Genomic DNA, 16,921 nt, shown 5'->3' on the forward strand with positions numbered 1-16,921 from the left:
TAGTAACTATTGTTATGGTACGTAAGATTGATTTATTTTAAATGGCTGCCCACTGATTACTTTATCATATTCAGCTTTAAGGCCATGTGTTAGCATATACTCTTCACGAGCAGTTTGCGTTACCTTTCCTTTTAGGTATTTTTCGATCATAAGACTGGTAATAGGTCCAGCCCAACGTGCACCCCAATACCCGTTTTCTACAAATACTGCAATAGCGATTTTTGGATCGTGCCTTGGAGCAAATGCCACGAAGATAGAGTGGTCAGTAAGCTGTGTTCTTACGCCATTAATCTTTGCGAAGTTTTCGGCTGTCCCCGTTTTACCGCAAATTTCGATACCTTCTACTTTTAAGCTTCGCGCTGTACCCAGGTTGTATACGTCAAATAAACCATCAATTACAGGCTTAAAGTACTGCTTGTCTATAGTGGTGTAGTGTTTTGTTCTAAATTTTTTATCTATAACATGTCCCTCGATCTTTTTAATTACGTGAGGGGTATAATAATAGCCTTCATTGGCTACAGTTGCCATCATGTTTGCCAGCTGTATAGGGGTCATAGATATTTCTCCCTGACCAATAGAGTTTGAAATAATAGTAGAGCTTCTCCAGCCGCCATTAGGATAAAAGCGTTTGTAGAATTTAGAAGTTGGTACGTGACCTTTTTTCCCAGGAGGAAGGTCGTATCCAAGAAAATCGCCAAGACCAAAACTCTTAAGGTGATTACTCCAGGCATCCAGTCCATATTGCGGTTTAGGATACTTGTCTATAGTAAGTTTAAATGTATTAGCAAAATACGTATTACATGATTTGAATATTCCGTCATGCAGTTTGGATGGTCCGGAATCGTGACATTTCATAAAAGCACCACGACCATAAGAAAAACCATGATGACAAATAAAAGTTGTATTCTCATCGATTACTTCTTCCTGCAGACCGATTAGTCCCGTAAGTATTTTAAACGGAGATCCGGGAGGGTATTCGGCTAATAGACCACGGTCGTATAGCGGTTTGCTTATAGAATCGTTATACATTCTTGTATAATTCTTTGAACGTTCCCTGCCCACAAGTATAGCGGGATCATATGACGGAGCTGTTACTAAAGCCAGTATTTCTCCGGTTTTAGGTTCTATTGCTACAATACCGCCACGTTTTTCAAACATTAAAGCTTCACCATATTTTTGAAGCTCCATGTCCAGTGATAGTGTTATATCCTGTCCCTGAATGGCTATGGTATCATATATACCCTCTTTGAAAGAGCCTATCTCTCTGTTAAAACGGTCCTTTTGAATGTATTTTACGCCTTTAACACCACGTAGAATATCTTCATACATCTGTTCAACGCCTTGTTTACCAATAAGGTCGCCGCTTTTGTAATACGGATTATTCTTAATTATAACATCGTTTACTTGCTGTATGTATCCAAAAACGTTTGCACCGGCATTTGTCTGATAATCACGAAGCGAACGCTTAACGATATCAAAACCTTTAAAACGCCTTATCTTTTCCTGAAAAGCAGCAAATTCTCTTTTGTTAAGCTGAGGTAAAAATACAGATGGAAGCCTCGGGCTGTATACATGCGCTTTTTTTACTTTTTCAATAAAGTATTCTTTAGAGATGTTAAGTAAAGAGCATAGTTGCAGAGTATCTATATCCTTCATTTCATTAGGGGTAACCATAATATCATAAGAAGGCTGATTGGCTACCATTAATTTGCCATGACGGTCGTAGATATAGCCCCTTTCAGGATAATCGTATTTTATTTTAATAGCATTATTGTCAGATTTCTTGATGTAAGAATCATCGAGTATCTGTAAATAAAAAAGCCTTGCCACAATTATAAGAGTTGCGGCAATAATTATTATTGGCAGTAAGACCTTTCTCATTGTTTGCCCGGCTTAATTAAATAGATGATAATTATACATAGTATTAGCGTAAATATGGTTGTAAGCAGTGTTCTTAACAATACGTCAAGAATAAGGCTGAATCTAAATACTTCTAAAAGGTATAAAATTAAATGATGCGTTACAACAGAAATAAGTATAAATGAAAATCTTTCCGGTGAAAGGCGGTCATTTATTTTTACTGTTTGGTATTCATAACTTACACCAAAAGAGAACTTAAAGAAAGTAGATCTTAAATAAGCGAGTGTAACGCACGCTACAGCATGTGATCCGCCCGAATTAAGGAACATATCCATTGTAAGTCCTAAAAAAAAGGAGGAGATAAGTAAACCTGCCCTATTGCCATTTACCGGATATAGAAGAATATATAATATATACGGATATGGATTAATGAAGCCAAAGAGGTCTATCCGATTAAAGACAACCACCTGTAGCGCAAGTAGCAGGATAAACCTGAATATATTTAGGATAACACTACTGTTCATTTGTAACGTTGGTTTCTTCTTCCAGTTTAATTATTTCGTCGCGGTCTTTGTTTTCGATAATATACACGTGTCCCAGGCTAGTCATGTCGTTAAACAACCTAACATCCAGAGTATAGTAATTTGTTTTTTTGTCAACATATACTTTCTCGATTGTTCCTATCGGAATATTCTCTGGGAAAATCCTCGATTCGGCACCTGTAACTACAGTATCACCTTTTTTAACGGTTGCCAGTCTTGGTACATCTGTAAGTTGTGCAAAACCGGTATTTTTACCATTCCAGGTAAGTGTACCAAAGTGGTTGTTCTTTTTAATTTTGGCATCAAGCCTAAATTTAAGGTTAAGCACACTAATAACGGTAGAATATCCGGGAGATGTTTTCTCGATAAAACCCACAACACCAAGGCTGCTCACTACACCCATATCTTCTTTAACGCCCTGATTACGCCCGCTGTTTATAGTGAGGTAGTTTTCATGAACATTATAAGAATTTTTAATGACTTTAGATTGTATTACCTTATAGTTACCCATAGCATCCGGAATATCAACCGGAGGCCTGTTTGCAGTGTCCTGAGTATTGAAAAGTAATTTTTTGAGCTGTGCGTTTTCAGAAGCAAGTGCTTCGTTCTGTCCTTTAAGGCTTAGATATTCTTCTACGCTGTTTATTTGTTCATACACATAACCCGTCACAGCATTGGCAGATGTAACTGCGCGGCTCCTGTGATAGGAATGTGATTGAATGCTAAGCGTTAAGGAAATGCCCAAAAGCAGCAAAAACAGTAATAAAATACTGTTTTTAAATATAAAATTAAATATTTGCTGCATGGATTAATCCCTGTTATTTGATAAGTATACTCCTAAATTTCTGAATGTTTTTTAACGCCATCCCTGTTCCTCTTACAACAGCCCTTAACGGGTCTTCTGCAATATAAACTGGTAGATCTGTTTTTTGGGATATCCTTTTATCAAGACCCCTTAACATAGACCCTCCTCCGGCAAGATAGATACCCGTGTTATAGATATCTGCTGCAAGCTCTGGAGGTGTTTGCGATAATGTTTCCATTACTGCATCTTCAATACGTTGTATTGATTTATCCAGTGCTTTTGCAATTTCACGGTATGAAACGTCTACCTGTTTTGGTTTACCCGTTAAAAGGTCACGTCCCTGTACCGACATATCTTCTGGAGGGGTTTCAAGATCTTCAAGAGCAGCTCCAATTGTTATTTTTATTTTTTCTGCAGTGCTTTCACCTACAAAAAGGTTATGCTGTGTACGCATGTAATAAACAATATCGTTTGTGAAAACGTCGCCGGCAATTTTAACCGATTTATCACATACAATACCACCTAATGCTATAACAGCGATCTCGGTAGTACCACCACCTATATCTACAATCATATTACCTTTAGGTTGCATAATGTCTACGCCAATACCTATAGCTGCTGCCATAGGCTCGTGGATAAGGTATACCTCTTTTCCATTTACTCTCTCACATGATTCCTTTACCGCACGCATTTCAACCTCCGTAATACCTGATGGTATACAAACTACCATACGTAGTGCCGGAGTAAACATTTTTTTCTTAAGAGCAGGGATGCTTTTAATAAACAAGCTTATCATCTTTTCAGATGCGTCAAAATCTGCAATTACACCATCTTTAAGCGGGCGTATAGTTTTTATGTTTTCATGGGTTTTACCCTGCATCATATTGGCCTCTTTACCTACAGCAATTATTTTGCCGGTAATGCGATCGCGCGCTACTATAGAGGGGCTGTCTATTACTACTTTGTCATTGTGAATGATAAGGGTATTTGCGGTACCAAGGTCGATGGCAATATCCTCGGTCATGAAGTCAAAAAATCCCATACTTATTTATTGTATTAAGGGTTTGGTTTTTAAAAATTGTTAAGCCTACAAAAATAGTAAAATTAATGTTTAAAATGACGGGTTCCGGTAAATACCATCGCAACATTATTTTCGTTGCAATAGTTAATGCTTAACTCATCTTTTATCGATCCGCCGGGCTGTATAACAGCGGTGATTCCGGCGTTTTTAGCAAGTTCAACGCAATCCGGGAAAGGGAAAAACGCATCGCTCGCCATAACGGCGCCGTTTAGTTCGAAATTAAATGAAACTGCTTTTTCTATAGCATGTCTTAAAGCATCTACACGGGATGTTTGTCCTGTGCCCGATGCAAACAGCTGTTTGTTCTTAGCAAACACAATTGTATTTGACTTTGTGTGTTTACAAATTTTTGAAGCAAAAATCAGATCTTCAATTTCTTGTGTAGTAGGTGATGTTATAGTAACGGTTTGCAGATGCTCTTTATTGTCTGTAATATTGTCTTTATCCTGAACTAATAGTCCATTAAGACAGGTTCTTACCTGTTTTGTAGGTAAAGTCACATCATGTTGTACTAATAAGATCCTGTTTTTCTTTTCCTGTAATACTGCAGCAGCATCATCATCATAAGCAGGAGCAATTACTACTTCACAGAAAAGGCTGTTTATTTCATCTGCTGCTGCCTTATCTATTTTAGCATTCGTGATTAAAACACCACCAAAAGCAGAAGTTGGATCTCCGGCAAGAGCGTCAAGGTAAGCTTCTTTTACTGTATTTCTTGTAGCAATGCCACAAGCATTATTATGCTTAAGAATAGCAAATGTAGGGCCGTCAGTTTTAAACTCGCCTATAAGGTTTACAGCAGCATCCACATCAAGAAGGTTGTTGTAAGACAACTCTTTTCCGTGAAGTTTTGTAAACATTTTATCGAATTCGCCAAAGAAGAAACCTTTTTGGTGTGGGTTTTCGCCATAGCGAAGTACCTGACCATTGCTTACGCTTTCTTTATAAAACGTTTCGTCTTGGTTAAAGTAATTAAAAATGGCAGTATCGTAATGAGAAGAAGTGTGGAATGCTTTAGTTGCGAATAATTTACGTTCTTCAAGTGTTGTTCCACCGTTGTTTTTTGTGATCACATCAAGGAAATCTGCATATTCATTTACCGAAGCAACGATTACAGTGTCCTTAAAGTTTTTAGCAGCTGCACGGATAAGTGAAATACCGCCGATATCTATTTTTTCTATAATGTCAGCTTCAGAAGCTCCCGAAGCTACAGTTTTTTCAAAAGGGTAAAGATCTACTATAACCACATCAATTTGCGGAATGTTGTATTCCTGCATTTGCTGAACGTCACTTTCATTATCCTGACGATTAAGAATTCCACCAAAAACTTTTGGGTGAAGTGTTTTAACCCTCCCACCAAGGATAGATGGGTAAGAAGTTACGTCTTCAACCGGCACGACCGGTATACCCAGGTCTTTTATAAAAGCTTCGGTACCGCCTGTAGAATAGAACGTTACTCCCTGCTCATGAAGTTTTTTTACAATTGGTTCAAGACCATCTTTGTCAAATACCGAAATTAATGCCGATGAAATTTTTTTAATGCTCATTTTGATGTATATAAATAAAGATGCAAAAGTAGTTATTGTATAGCTAACATTCAAAAGCAGTGAACACTAAATTTTAATGATTTTGAAAATTTATTGCAATTAGGTTCGCACCATTTAAAAAAAATGTGGAATTTTACAGAAGTCAATCAAATTAATCATGCTGCTATACCTGCGTTTACTTAAAGAAAGCCTTTCTTTTGCCATGAATGCCCTTACTAATAATAAGCTGCGAACATTTCTTTCGCTGCTTGGAGTTACTATTGGTATTTTTTCCATCATTGCTGTACTTGCAGCTGTAGACTCGCTCGATCGTAAAATTAAAAAAGACCTTAGCAGCGTAGATAAGAACACGATGTACCTTAAACGTTTCTCTTTTGGGCCAAGTGATATCCCACGTTGGAAGAGAGAACAGTTCCCTGATGTTACTTATGATGAGTATCAATATCTAAAGGATGCTGTACCATCGGCTGAGGCCATGTCTTTCCAGATTTTTACAAAAAGTGAAATTATAAAGTATGATGATAAATCGGCAAGTAATGTAAATGTTGTACCTGCTTCTTATGAGATTGCCACTATTCAGAGTTTTAAAATTGCTGAAGGGCGTTTTTATAATGAATCAGAATCCAATTCGGGCACATCAGTAGTTGTACTGGGATATGAAATTGCTCAAAAGCTTTTTGGTGATGAAAGTGCATTAGATAAGAAAATTAGAATGTACGGGCAGAAGTTTACAGTAATAGGTGTTCTTGAAAAACAAGGGCAGGGTATGTTTGGTGATAGTAATGATACCGCAGCAATTATACCTGTAAATTTTCTAAGAAGAATGTATGGTGACCATAATAGCTTTATGACACCTATAATTATAATAAAACCAAAGGCAGGAGCTGATGCCGAGGCTGTAAAAGCCGATGTAACCCAGAAATTAAGAAATTATAGAGGAATCAAAGCAGGGGAGACTGAAAACTTTATTATAGATATACTTTCAGGTTTTACAGATCTTATCGATAACATAATAGGACAGATGAATGTTATTGGATGGATCATCAGTGGATTTTCGCTGCTCGTGGGTGGCTTTGGAATCGCGAATATTATGTTTGTATCTGTTAAAGAGAGAACGAATCTTATAGGTATTCAAAAAGCACTGGGAGCGAAAAATAAATTTATCTTATTCCAGTTTCTTTTCGAAGCTGTAATATTGTCTCTAATAGGTGGTATTGTAGGAATGCTTATGGTTTGGGGTATAAGTATAGCATTGACCAAAATGATAGAGTTTGAATTTATACTTAGTTTCTGGAATGTAGTTATAGGAACCGGGCTTGCTGTTTTCATTGGTTTATTATCCGGGATACTTCCTGCTATATCTGCATCCAAACTAGATCCGGTAGAAGCTATACGAAGCGGTATGTAGGCATAAAAAAATGCGATACGTATAAAGCCCCCACTTATAACGTACCGCATTGTAATGTCGAAAAATGATCTACTACACTATTTAGATTCTCATACCGGGAGGTACGTGTTTTTAAATAGCACCCTCAATTATATAATTGTGGATAATCATTTTTCAGTTACAAACTAAATACTTTTTTAAGCAAGTGTATAATTTCGAGTATAGACAAAACACGGACAATGGTTTGTTTTGCTGATATTTTACGAGAAAAGCCTTATTTTTTTGAAACGTATCAAAAAAATGGGAACAATAACTTTCAGATTATAGTGGAGTGCTTGAAAGTATACTTTCCAGTTCCTGTTCTGTTGTTATTTGCATTCGTTGTTTTATTCTGTATTTTTTCTTTACAATACTTTCCGGTGATACCTGCATAAGCATCCCCATATCTTTATTTGGTAATTTTAGTTTTAAAAGAGAACAAAAAAACAAATCATTTTCAGTGAGCTGCGGAAATCTGGCGTGAAGATTTTTCTGGAAATTATGATTGGCTTCATTAAATCTTTTTCTAAAGAGAGTCCAATAATCCTTATCATTTATTAAAGATTGTAATTGACTTTTTACATTTTCTACAGCGATATTATCCGGTTGCTCTTTACAAAGGTTTACCAGGCTGTTAATATTGCCTTCCAGTGTTGCCAGTACAGATATGTTTGATGTTAGCTCATTTTGCTTTTGATCTATATTTTCTTTATGTATTCTGTTCAGTTCTTTCTTGTTTTCATACTCAGATAACAATTGGTCTTTGCATTTTTTTGCGTGCAGAATATTTCTTTTATGTTTCTTGTTTTTTCGTACACAAATAGCAGCTACCCCTATAAGAATACAGCTTAGGGATAGTATGGGCAGCATAGCTGCTTTTTTATTATGATCTAATTCTTCTTTTAAAGATGTGTTTATATTTTTTAGCGATTTTCTTTTCCTATTTTGATATTTATTCTGGTATTCCTGTTGTAATACGATGGTACATATAGGTTTGTCCGCCTTTTTCAATGTATCCATTAATTGTAGCTTTGTTTTTAAAGCAGCAAGGGCTTTTTCTTTGTCGTTATTATTTTGGTAAGTGATGTTCTTTTGGCTTTCAAAATAAATTTTATCGTTAATGTTAGCTTTTTCTTTAATAGTGAATTTTTCTACATCATTTATTATCTTAATCGCCTCATCATATTTGTGCAGTTTGTTTAAAGTTTTTAGATAATCGGAAGCAATTACAACAATTCTGACAGAGTTGATCTTGGCTGCTTTTAGAAATGCAATCTGATGGTATACTTCTGCAGAGGTTAAATTATTTAGTTCCGTTTCTATTATGCCTAATTTAGAATAACCTATTGCTGTAACGTCATCATCATTAAATTTTTCGAGTCCACTGATGGCTTCGGATATATTTTTTTTGGCTTCGTTGTATTTTTTCATTCGGGCAAGGCAGTCACCATAATTTAAGAGGGTAAGTGCATAATTTTTATTTGATCGCTGATCCTGAAAACCTTTAAGTACTTCCTTGTATAGATCGGCAGCAAATTCATTATTGCCACTATTCATGTAAGTATTGGCTAAACTTAGTTTAACATTATGGATATAAAATTTTTCATTTTTTTGTTCGAGTATAGCGATTGATTTTAAAAGATACCGAATTGCATCTTCGCTTTTAAGCATAAGGTTATAATTTGAAGCGATATCACCATATACTATAGCGATCCCTTCTAAATCATTAATAGAACGGTATTTTTCTTCGGCAAGGTCAAGTATCTTAAGTGCTTCGTCATAATCTGCTCTTTTTTTATAGGCAGCAGCTTTATTACGTAACAATCTTGCATACTGTTTTGGGTATTTCCGCTCATTAGAGTATGATAATGCTTTGTTATAGTAGTATAATGAAGAGTCGGTGTTGTTTTTTAAATGGTAGTATATTCCATATCCGATATACATATTTATATATATGGTATCGTGTAGTTTACCTTTATAATTTAAAGTTTGTTTAATATAAACTTTAGCACTATCCGGTTGAGAGTATAGTGTCTTTTTAATCTGGCGTTCATTTTTCAGTAAATCTATACCCGAGGGGGATTGTGCATAGGCATACTGTAAAAACAAAAATATGATACAGAGTAATTTTTGTTTCATGGTTCATGTATGTATTTTCGGCATAACTGATATTTGACGAAATACTCGGTAAAATAAATCATAAAATTTTAAATAATCATAAAATTTGAAGCCTAAATTGAATGGATTATTCTTTGTTTTTTGCGATTTATATTTCTTGTAAGATAGTACTTAAATATGTTTAAAAGATAACCGTAAAGGGGTAGTGGTTGGTCAAAAAAAATCCCCCTGTGTAACAGGGGGAGTAATTTTATCTTACAGGCTGGTTCAGTACAAGATCCAGATATAAATTTATTTTGTCTTTCAGTTCTTTACGAGGCGTAATGAAATCCAGGAATCCGTGTTCTAATACGAACTCAGCAGTTTGGAAACCTTCCGGAAGTTCTTTACCTGTAGTATCTTTTACAACTCGAGGCCCGGCAAACCCAATTAGAGCGCCCGGTTCAGAGATGTTTACGTCTCCAAGCATAGCATAAGATGCTGTTGTTCCACCCGTAGTAGGATCTGTACATAATGAAATGTACGGAATTTTTGCATCTGCTAACTGTGCCAGTTTAGCCGATGTTTTTGCTAACTGCATAAGTGAATAAGCTGCTTCCATCATCCTGGCTCCTCCTGATTTTGAAATCATTACAAAAGGAATTTGGTTTTTGATAGAATGGTCTATAGCACGGGCAATTTTTTCACCTACCACAGCACCCATAGAACCACCAATAAAGGCGAAATCCATACAGGCAACTACAAGATCTTTCCCTTTAGACTTACCTACAGCTGTCCTTACGGCATCTTTAAGTTTTGTTTTTTCGGTAGCATCTTTAAGTCTGTCTCCATATTTTTTGGTATCCACAAACTTCAGAGTATCCTTAGAAGTCATGTTTTTATCAAATTCGGTAAACTCGTCGTCAAAAAGGATATTAAAATATTCCTTACTGCCTATTCTTACGTGGTAACCGTCTTCCGGGCTAACATAAAAATTTTTGGCAAGTTCTTCTGCATCAACAATTTTACCGGTTGGAGATTTGTACCATAATCCTTTAGGCACATCTTTCTTATCTTCGGTTGGTGTTGTTATCCCTTTTTCTGTTCTTTTAAACCAAGCCATCTTATTCAGTTAAAGTTATTACTGCAAGCAGTTATTATAGTGTGTTAACGTTATTAAGGTCTTTAAAAGCCTGTTCAAGCCTTTTGTTAAATGTAAGTTCACCTTCACGTATCCATTTTCTTGGATCATAGTGTTTTTTGTTTGGTGATTCTGGTCCGTCCGGGCTGCCTATTTGTGTTTGTAGGTAATCTGCTTTTGATAATACATAGTCACGAACACCTTCTGTAAATGCAAACTGAAGGTCAGTATCAATATTCATTTTGATTACACCGTAACCAATAGCTTCTCTGATCTCTTCAAGTGTAGATCCTGATCCTCCGTGGAATACAAAGTCTACTGGATTTTCACCGGTGTTGAATTTGTTTTGTACATATTCCTGAGAATTTTTAAGAATTTTTGGAGTAAGTTTTACGTTACCTGGTTTGTATACACCATGCACATTACCAAAGGCAGCTGCTATAGTGAATTTGTCGGATATTTTGCTAAGTTCTTCAAAAGCATAAGCAACCTCTTCAGGTTGAGTATATAGTTTTGAGCTGTCAACGTCAGAATTGTCAACACCATCTTCTTCTCCGCCAGTAATACCAAGCTCAATTTCAAGGGTCATGCCCATTTTGCTCATTCTTTCAAGGTATTTTTTAGAGATCTCCATATTTTCTTCAAGAGGCTCTTCTGAAAGGTCGATCATGTGCGAGCTGAATAAAGGTTTTCCTGTTTCTGCAAAATGTTTTTCGCTGGCATCAAGAAGTCCGTCTATCCAAGGCAAAAGTTTTTTTGCACAGTGGTCAGTATGTAATATAACAGTAGCTCCATAAGCTTCTGCAAGTGTATGTATATGTTTTGCTCCGGCTACAGCTCCTAATATTGCAGCTTTTTCACCATCGTTAGATAATCCTTTACCAGCGTTAAAAATAGACCCACCATTAGAGAATTGGATAATTACAGGCGCATTTAATTTTGCTGCAGTTTCCATAACACCATTAATAGTGCTTGAACCTGTAACGTTTACCGCAGGAAGTGCAAAGCCTTTTTCTTTAGCATACTTAAATATTTCCTGAACCTGGTCTCCGGTAGCAACACCGGGCTTAATATTATGGGCCATTGTAATAAATTTTAGAATTAGAAGAGACAAAAATAATATTTTAAATTTAGAACGGATAATTAATTCCGACATTTAAAACAGATTTGGATAGATTGTACTCTTTAAACCAGCGGTCATTCTCCGGTCTGCCTGGGTTATATGTCTTAAATCCTACATCAAAGCGCACCACAAAAAAGTTAAAGTCATACCTGAAGCCAATACCTGATCCAAATGCCAGTTCCTTAAAGGATTCGATTCCGTTAAAGGTTTTTTTCTTATCGGTTTCTACATCAAAAACATTCCAGATATTACCCACATCACCAAAGATAGCTCCGTTAAGCTTTCCAAAAATATTGAAACGGAGTTCTGCGCTATAGGCCATTTTAAGGTTAGCTTCGTTAAAGTCGTTTAGACCGCCGCTGCTTCCAGGCCCAAGGCTATAGGGCTGCCAGCCACGATTATCGTTAGATCCGCCGGCAAAGTAACTTCTGGTAAATGGTATAGAATTAGAATTGCCATAAGGAACAGCTATGCCAAAAAAGGCACGCATTGCCAGTACTTTACCACGACGCAGGTCAAAGTGTTTTATGTAATCAAGTTCTATTTTTCCGTATTGTGAATAGGCAACATCAAAAATAGTTCTTGTTTTGTTGGCGCTTGTTGCGTCCAGTGTTCCACCAACAAGTGAAAGTAAGGCACCCGCCGATTCTACCTTTGTTTTAAAAATAAAGAAAGTATTGTCGTTACGGTTATCCTGACTGTTTATAGTATAGGTAAAGTTAGAGGCGAATATCAGGTTGTTTTCGGTTAACCTTTGTCTTCTTTCTTCAATACTTCTTACGTTTTGGTCGTCTGCTTTATCTAATACAATAGTGCCGCTATTTACATCACGGATAAAATTATTTGCACCGCCTTCGCTAATGGTTAAATTGCCTTTAGGATCAAAGTATTCATTCGGAATGGTAGTATATTCTTTTGCTTCTTTTGCAATTTCATTAAGCCTGTCATAAGATGACTCGTAAACATTAAAATATTTTTCAGGGTTTACGTTTTTAATGTACTGAATATTAAATAGGTCGAAACGGGCAGCGCGATTTCGTTTAGGAGTCCAGTTGTAATTAAGTACACCTGAAAAATTTTCTTTGTCGAGACCAATATTTTGCTGTCGACTAATACCAAAGCTTAGAATAGTAGACGGGATCATGTTCTTAGGGATAATCTTCTCTGTGTTAAATGGGAAGAAAATCCGTGGGAATGTAAGTTTTAAGTCGGCGCCATATTCAAGGATATTAAAGAATGCCCTGTCCTTTATGGCGTTATCACGTGATGAACCTATATTTCCTCTTGTAGAAATATCTAATGTTTCCGCTCCTCTAAATATATTTCGAATAGAAACCCCTAAGCTACCCGATATACCAAAATCCTGAATATTGGAGTGGGTAAAATCGGCAGCTACATTGAATCTGAATTTCCTTCTTGGATTCAGGTAAATGTTTGTAATAAGCGATCCGCCTGTAGTGTCATTTTTATCTTCTACATATTCTATTGTAGGGTAATTAAATACTCTTAGGTTACTAAGGTATCTTGAGGTAAGTGCTCTTCTAAAATCGGCAAAAGTACTGCCCGGTGTTATAAAGATAGCATCGGTAAGCGCGTTTGGTCTGTAATTAAGTTTACCGGTACTATAAATTGTAAAGCCATTATAGCTGGTACTGTCTATAGACTGGTCTTCGCTCGTTATGTTCTTTGTATAAACATTTACCTTGCTTATTTTGTAAAGCTTAAAAGGTCTTACAAAGGTCGAGTCGCCCTGCTTAACCGATTCATTATCGATTATCAGTTCTACATTTGCTTTATGCGAATTATTTACGGTGTCTACAACATAGCTTATGTTGTTTTCATAAAAACGATAAGCACCGCGGTTTCTAAAGTTGGCAGTAATTCTTTGTCTTTCGGTAGTAAAATCAGCTTCGTTATATTGTTTGTTCAACCTAATGACCGATTCTTTTTTTGTGGTATTGTAGAGACTGTCAAGTGCGGGAGTTTGAATAAAAGTTGAAAGTGAATCAACGATATATGGTTTACCAGTAGTTACATCATACTTTACAATGGCTTTTTTGCCTTCCAGTGTATCAATGCTGTAACTTACTTTTGCTCCAAAATAGCCATGCTTATAGAAATAAGCAAAAAGCCTGTTCTTAGATTTTTTTACCCTGTTAATGTCTACTATAACTGGAGGTTCTCCTGTTTTTTTAAGGAAGTTACTAAAGCCGGAAACAACAAATGAGTTACCCAAGCGCTGTACCTGTTTTTCGGACAATAGTTTTGTCATGAATTCATGCCTGCCCGGTTTTCTTTCCAGCCATGCAAGATAAGAGGAGTCTGCATTAGGTTTTGCAAGGTTAAACAAGTGCAGCCTTACATGATAGCCCAGCAGGTTGGTGTTGGGTACCTGGTAGAGCTGATCTTTGAGCTCATCATCTTTTTTTTGCTCACCATTAACCGATATTTCGGCTTTGCTAAGAAGGTGTTTTCCTTCAGGAACCCTCTTAACAAGCGAGCAGGAATATAAAACCCAGCCCGATAATATAATTAGTGCTATTTTTGTTGCTTTATCTCTCAAGGGGTATAACGAAATAGTAATTCAAAAATACATTTTTTATGGTTAGCAAAAACCAAATTAAAACAATAACGAGCTTACAGCAAAAAAAATACAGAAAGCAGTATAAGTTGTTCTTTGCCGAAGGGATAAAGGTAGTGCAGGAATTACTTAATTCCAATTTTGAATTACACCAATTGTTTACCACTCAGGAGATCTTTACAGGCTTGGATAATAGTAGGGTTGAATTAATAGCCGAAGCCGAACTTAAAAAGATAAGTGCGCTTGCAACACCCAATGTTTGCTTGGCTTTGTTTGTTATGCCCGAAGAAAAACCAGTGCCGGACAATGGTCTTATTGTAGCGCTTGATGATGTTCGTGATCCTGGTAACCTGGGTACAATTATCCGATTATGCGACTGGTTTGGTATCAGTCATTTGGTTTGTTCAGAGCAATGTGTTGATGTTTTTAATCCAAAAGTGGTACAGGCTACTATGGGATCTATAACGCGTGTTAATGTTGTTTACACCGATTTAGAAGCTTATTTGGATAAAACGTCACTGCCAATTTTCGGAACTTTTATGGATGGCGAAAATATTTACAGCGAATCACTTCCTGAAAATGGAATCATTGTAATGGGTAATGAAGCAAATGGTATCTCTAAACCAATAGAATACAAGGTAGGGCATAAAATAGCCATACCACGTTTTGGTAATTTACAGCAAACAGAGAGTTTAAATGTAGCTACAGCTGCATCTATTATTTTAAGCGAATTTAGAAGAAATTTTAGTGGAAAGTAAAATTCACGAAAACGCCTCTTGTTTTCATTGAGCCAATATTCCCTGTATAAGGACTGTCTGTAGTGTTGTCGCGGATAAGTTCGTCATCAAAACTAAACACTCCACGAATAGAAGGTGAAAACTTAAAGTATTCAAAATAGAGGTCTATACCTACACCTAACTCATAGTTGTTAGTCCATTTGTTCATTCTGAATCTTTGGCCTGTAATATTATCGTCTTTTGCCTGCTCGTTACTGGAAAGGTTTAAAGAACGCGATACACCACCTAAAAGGTAAGGTCTGATATTACCGGTTCTCTTTGATGAGAATTTCAGTAAAACAGGAAAATGGATATAAGTAGATTTTACTTCTCTTAAAGCATCAAATTTATCTTCAAAGCCCGAAAAAGTAAGATTACGCTGGGTATAATATAAACCCGGCTCAAAACGAAGGTCAAGGAATTCAAATATTCTAAGGTTACCTACAAGTCCCACATTGAAACCTGTTGTACCTTTAACCTGTACGTCTACTTTTGGATCTTTAATATAGTCAAACTTAAAATCGTAGCTGTTAAAGCCTAAGAAATAACCCCAGTGAACCCTTTGTTTGTCAAAGTTTTCAAGGTTGATAATAGGGTTTTTTCCAAATACGTTAGTGCCAAACTGAGCGTGGCTAAAAAGGCCGGTAAAAAGCAGTATGTATAAAAACAGTTTCTTCATCTTATTGTTTTGAAGCAGAGTAAATTGTTGCCGCCCCAAAAGTTTGCGGCATATTCTTAACCTCTATAAACCCAATTTTACGTAAAATATTGTTCAGTGCCTCACCATGAGGGAAAACAGATGCCGATTTGCTTAAATAAGTATAAGCAGACTGGTCTTTAGAGAACATTTTGCCTATTAATGGCATCAGGTATTTACAGTAAATATTATATCCTTGTTTGAACGGAAATTTAACGGGTACCGATGTTTCCAATATTACAAATACACCATTTGGTTTTAATACCCTTAAAATTTCGGCAAGGCCTTTTTCAAGTGTTTCAAAATTACGCACACCAAAGGCTACGGTTATAGCATCAAAATAATTGTCTTCAAACGGAAGGTTTTCGCTGTCACCATATACCAATTTGATCCTGTTGTCAAGACCTTTTTCTGATACTTTTTTGCGTCCCACTTCCATCATACCTTCAGAGATATCTGCGCCAATAATCTCTTTAGCAGATGTTTCGGCCATTAAAATAGCCAGATCTCCGGTTCCGGTAGCAATATCAAGAATTCTTTCGGGATTTTTAGCCGAAACAATTTTTAATACTTTTTTTCTCCATTTAATATCGATACCAAAAGAAATTACACGGTTAAGACCATCGTAATTACCAGAAATGGTATCAAACATTTGGGCTACCTGCTCTTTTTTGCCAAGGCCGGAATCTTTATAGGGGGTTACGTTTTGTGACATTGCGATTATTTACGAGGCAAAGATAAAATAAGTTTTACTAATAACGTGTTATAATTGAATTAGTGATATATGCATTTTAATATCATTCTATTTCCATTCGGTACATATCAATACCTTTTGCCCAATAGTCTTTAGCGATCTCTTTTAATACGAAACCAAACTTTTCGTAAAACTTAAACACCAGTTGTGATGTTCTTACCGATATATTCTCAACGGTGTCAATTTCTTTTATCCTGTCTATTCGATATTGTGTAAGTTGTTTGCCTACGCCTTTGCCCTGATAATCGGGATGGATAATATCCCATGAGATTGCAGCATTTTTACCTTCGTTAGTAAGATTAAAACCGCCAGAACCTATAATAGTTCCATTATCTTCTACTACATAATAATGATCAATATGATTAGCAAAGTAATCCCTTAGGTCCTGCTCTTCTTCGGGTGCAAAATATTTAGGTGTGTTTAACCTTAGTAAGCTAATAATGTTGTCATCATCAGATAGCAAGTATTTTCTGATTGTCATAATGTCCTTT

Annotated in this window: 14 protein-coding genes; 2 read left to right on the forward strand and 12 right to left on the reverse strand. The window is 36.3% G+C overall.

From position 1 onward, the window contains the following. Window positions 1–12: 12 nt before the first annotated feature. The 5 genes from mrdA to purH all read right to left on the reverse strand — a co-directional run bounded on the left by mrdA (window position 13) and on the right by purH (window position 5,835). Window positions 13–1,881, reverse strand: coding sequence for a penicillin-binding protein 2 (gene mrdA, locus EPI11_RS01695; protein ID WP_128388220.1), 1,869 nt, complete (start codon window positions 1,879–1,881; stop codon window positions 13–15). Then, window positions 1,878–2,384: a rod shape-determining protein MreD gene (locus tag EPI11_RS01700; RefSeq protein ID WP_128388221.1), complete on the reverse strand. Its 507-nt coding sequence runs from the start codon at window positions 2,382–2,384 to the stop codon at window positions 1,878–1,880. Before EPI11_RS01700 ends, mrdA begins: the two co-directional genes overlap by 4 nt. Then, entirely contained in the window at window positions 2,374–3,207 is an 834-nt protein-coding gene (gene mreC / locus EPI11_RS01705; protein ID WP_128388222.1) for a rod shape-determining protein MreC, read from the reverse strand. The genes EPI11_RS01700 and mreC overlap by 11 nt, the downstream gene beginning before the upstream one ends. 13 nt (window positions 3,208–3,220) lie before the next feature. Beyond that, the gene (locus EPI11_RS01710; protein ID WP_128388223.1) at window positions 3,221–4,249 is read right to left on the reverse strand and encodes a rod shape-determining protein; all 1,029 of its coding nucleotides are present in this window, start codon (window positions 4,247–4,249) and stop codon (window positions 3,221–3,223) included. Between the two features lie 62 nt (window positions 4,250–4,311). Then, window positions 4,312–5,835, reverse strand: a complete 1,524-nt coding sequence (purH, locus tag EPI11_RS01715) for a bifunctional phosphoribosylaminoimidazolecarboxamide formyltransferase/IMP cyclohydrolase (protein ID WP_128388224.1) — start codon at window positions 5,833–5,835, stop codon at window positions 4,312–4,314. A 157-nt stretch (window positions 5,836–5,992) separates the two neighbouring features. Here purH and EPI11_RS01720 point away from each other — a divergent pair, with 157 nt between their 5' ends. Next, window positions 5,993–7,243 carry an ABC transporter permease gene (locus tag EPI11_RS01720; protein ID WP_128388225.1) on the forward strand — a complete coding sequence of 417 codons (1,251 nt, stop codon included), beginning with the start codon at window positions 5,993–5,995 and terminating at the stop codon, window positions 7,241–7,243. A gap of 300 nt (window positions 7,244–7,543) precedes the next feature. Here the strand turns inward: EPI11_RS01720 and EPI11_RS01725 are convergent, their stop codons facing one another. The 4 genes from EPI11_RS01725 to tamL form a co-directional block, all read right to left on the reverse strand. Then, complete coding sequence (locus tag EPI11_RS01725) at window positions 7,544–9,400, reverse strand: tetratricopeptide repeat protein (protein WP_128388226.1); 1,857 nt, start codon at window positions 9,398–9,400, stop codon at window positions 7,544–7,546. Between the two features lie 229 nt (window positions 9,401–9,629). Beyond that, on the reverse strand, window positions 9,630–10,481 hold the full coding sequence (gene accD, locus EPI11_RS01730) for an acetyl-CoA carboxylase, carboxyltransferase subunit beta (protein WP_128388227.1): 852 nt from the start codon (window positions 10,479–10,481) through the stop codon (window positions 9,630–9,632). Window positions 10,482–10,515: 34 nt separating this feature from the next. Beyond that, entirely contained in the window at window positions 10,516–11,583 is a 1,068-nt protein-coding gene (gene fbaA / locus EPI11_RS01735; protein ID WP_128388228.1) for a class II fructose-bisphosphate aldolase, read from the reverse strand. 46 nt (window positions 11,584–11,629) lie between these two features. Continuing rightward, the gene (gene tamL / locus EPI11_RS01740) at window positions 11,630–14,185 is read right to left on the reverse strand and encodes a translocation and assembly module lipoprotein TamL (protein WP_128388229.1); all 2,556 of its coding nucleotides are present in this window, start codon (window positions 14,183–14,185) and stop codon (window positions 11,630–11,632) included. 38 nt (window positions 14,186–14,223) lie between these two features. Between tamL and EPI11_RS01745 the strand changes: the two genes are divergently transcribed. Then, window positions 14,224–14,961: a TrmH family RNA methyltransferase gene (locus tag EPI11_RS01745; protein WP_128388230.1), complete on the forward strand. Its 738-nt coding sequence runs from the start codon at window positions 14,224–14,226 to the stop codon at window positions 14,959–14,961. Here EPI11_RS01745 and porT read toward each other — a convergent pair. The 3 genes from porT to EPI11_RS01760 form a co-directional block, all read right to left on the reverse strand. After that, window positions 14,948–15,658, reverse strand: coding sequence for a type IX secretion/gliding motility protein PorT/SprT (porT, locus tag EPI11_RS01750; protein ID WP_128388231.1), 711 nt, complete (start codon window positions 15,656–15,658; stop codon window positions 14,948–14,950). The two genes, EPI11_RS01745 and porT, sit on opposite strands and share 14 nt — an antisense overlap. A gap of 1 nt (window position 15,659) precedes the next feature. Beyond that, window positions 15,660–16,391 (reverse strand): bifunctional demethylmenaquinone methyltransferase/2-methoxy-6-polyprenyl-1,4-benzoquinol methylase UbiE, encoded by a 732-nt coding sequence (gene ubiE / locus EPI11_RS01755; RefSeq protein ID WP_128388232.1) that lies wholly within the window; start codon window positions 16,389–16,391, stop codon window positions 15,660–15,662. An 82-nt stretch (window positions 16,392–16,473) separates the two neighbouring features. Beyond that, complete coding sequence (locus tag EPI11_RS01760; RefSeq protein WP_128388233.1) at window positions 16,474–16,911, reverse strand: GNAT family N-acetyltransferase; 438 nt, start codon at window positions 16,909–16,911, stop codon at window positions 16,474–16,476. Window positions 16,912–16,921: the final 10 nt, after the last annotated feature.

The organism is Flavobacterium cerinum (assembly GCF_004028155.1).
Taxonomy (GTDB): domain Bacteria; phylum Bacteroidota; class Bacteroidia; order Flavobacteriales; family Flavobacteriaceae; genus Flavobacterium; species Flavobacterium cerinum.

What these genes read in the sequence shown, in the direction of transcription:
- EPI11_RS01725 (WP_128388226.1), bottom strand. Translation starts at nt 9,400, where the DNA reads ATGAAACAAAAATTACTCTGTATCATATTTTTGTTTTTACAGTATGCC.
- EPI11_RS01710 (WP_128388223.1), bottom strand. Translation starts at nt 4,249, where the DNA reads ATGGGATTTTTTGACTTCATGACCGAGGATATTGCCATCGACCTTGGT.
- porT (WP_128388231.1), bottom strand. Translation starts at nt 15,658, where the DNA reads ATGAAGAAACTGTTTTTATACATACTGCTTTTTACCGGCCTTTTTAGC.
- EPI11_RS01745 (WP_128388230.1), top strand. Translation starts at nt 14,224, where the DNA reads ATGGTTAGCAAAAACCAAATTAAAACAATAACGAGCTTACAGCAAAAA.
- fbaA (WP_128388228.1), bottom strand. Translation starts at nt 11,583, where the DNA reads ATGGCCCATAATATTAAGCCCGGTGTTGCTACCGGAGACCAGGTTCAG.
- EPI11_RS01700 (WP_128388221.1), bottom strand. Translation starts at nt 2,384, where the DNA reads ATGAACAGTAGTGTTATCCTAAATATATTCAGGTTTATCCTGCTACTT.
- purH (WP_128388224.1), bottom strand. Translation starts at nt 5,835, where the DNA reads ATGAGCATTAAAAAAATTTCATCGGCATTAATTTCGGTATTTGACAAA.
- EPI11_RS01760 (WP_128388233.1), bottom strand. Translation starts at nt 16,911, where the DNA reads ATGACAATCAGAAAATACTTGCTATCTGATGATGACAACATTATTAGC.
- accD (WP_128388227.1), bottom strand. Translation starts at nt 10,481, where the DNA reads ATGGCTTGGTTTAAAAGAACAGAAAAAGGGATAACAACACCAACCGAA.
- EPI11_RS01720 (WP_128388225.1), top strand. Translation starts at nt 5,993, where the DNA reads ATGCTGCTATACCTGCGTTTACTTAAAGAAAGCCTTTCTTTTGCCATG.
- mrdA (WP_128388220.1), bottom strand. Translation starts at nt 1,881, where the DNA reads ATGAGAAAGGTCTTACTGCCAATAATAATTATTGCCGCAACTCTTATA.
- ubiE (WP_128388232.1), bottom strand. Translation starts at nt 16,391, where the DNA reads ATGTCACAAAACGTAACCCCCTATAAAGATTCCGGCCTTGGCAAAAAA.
- mreC (WP_128388222.1), bottom strand. Translation starts at nt 3,207, where the DNA reads ATGCAGCAAATATTTAATTTTATATTTAAAAACAGTATTTTATTACTG.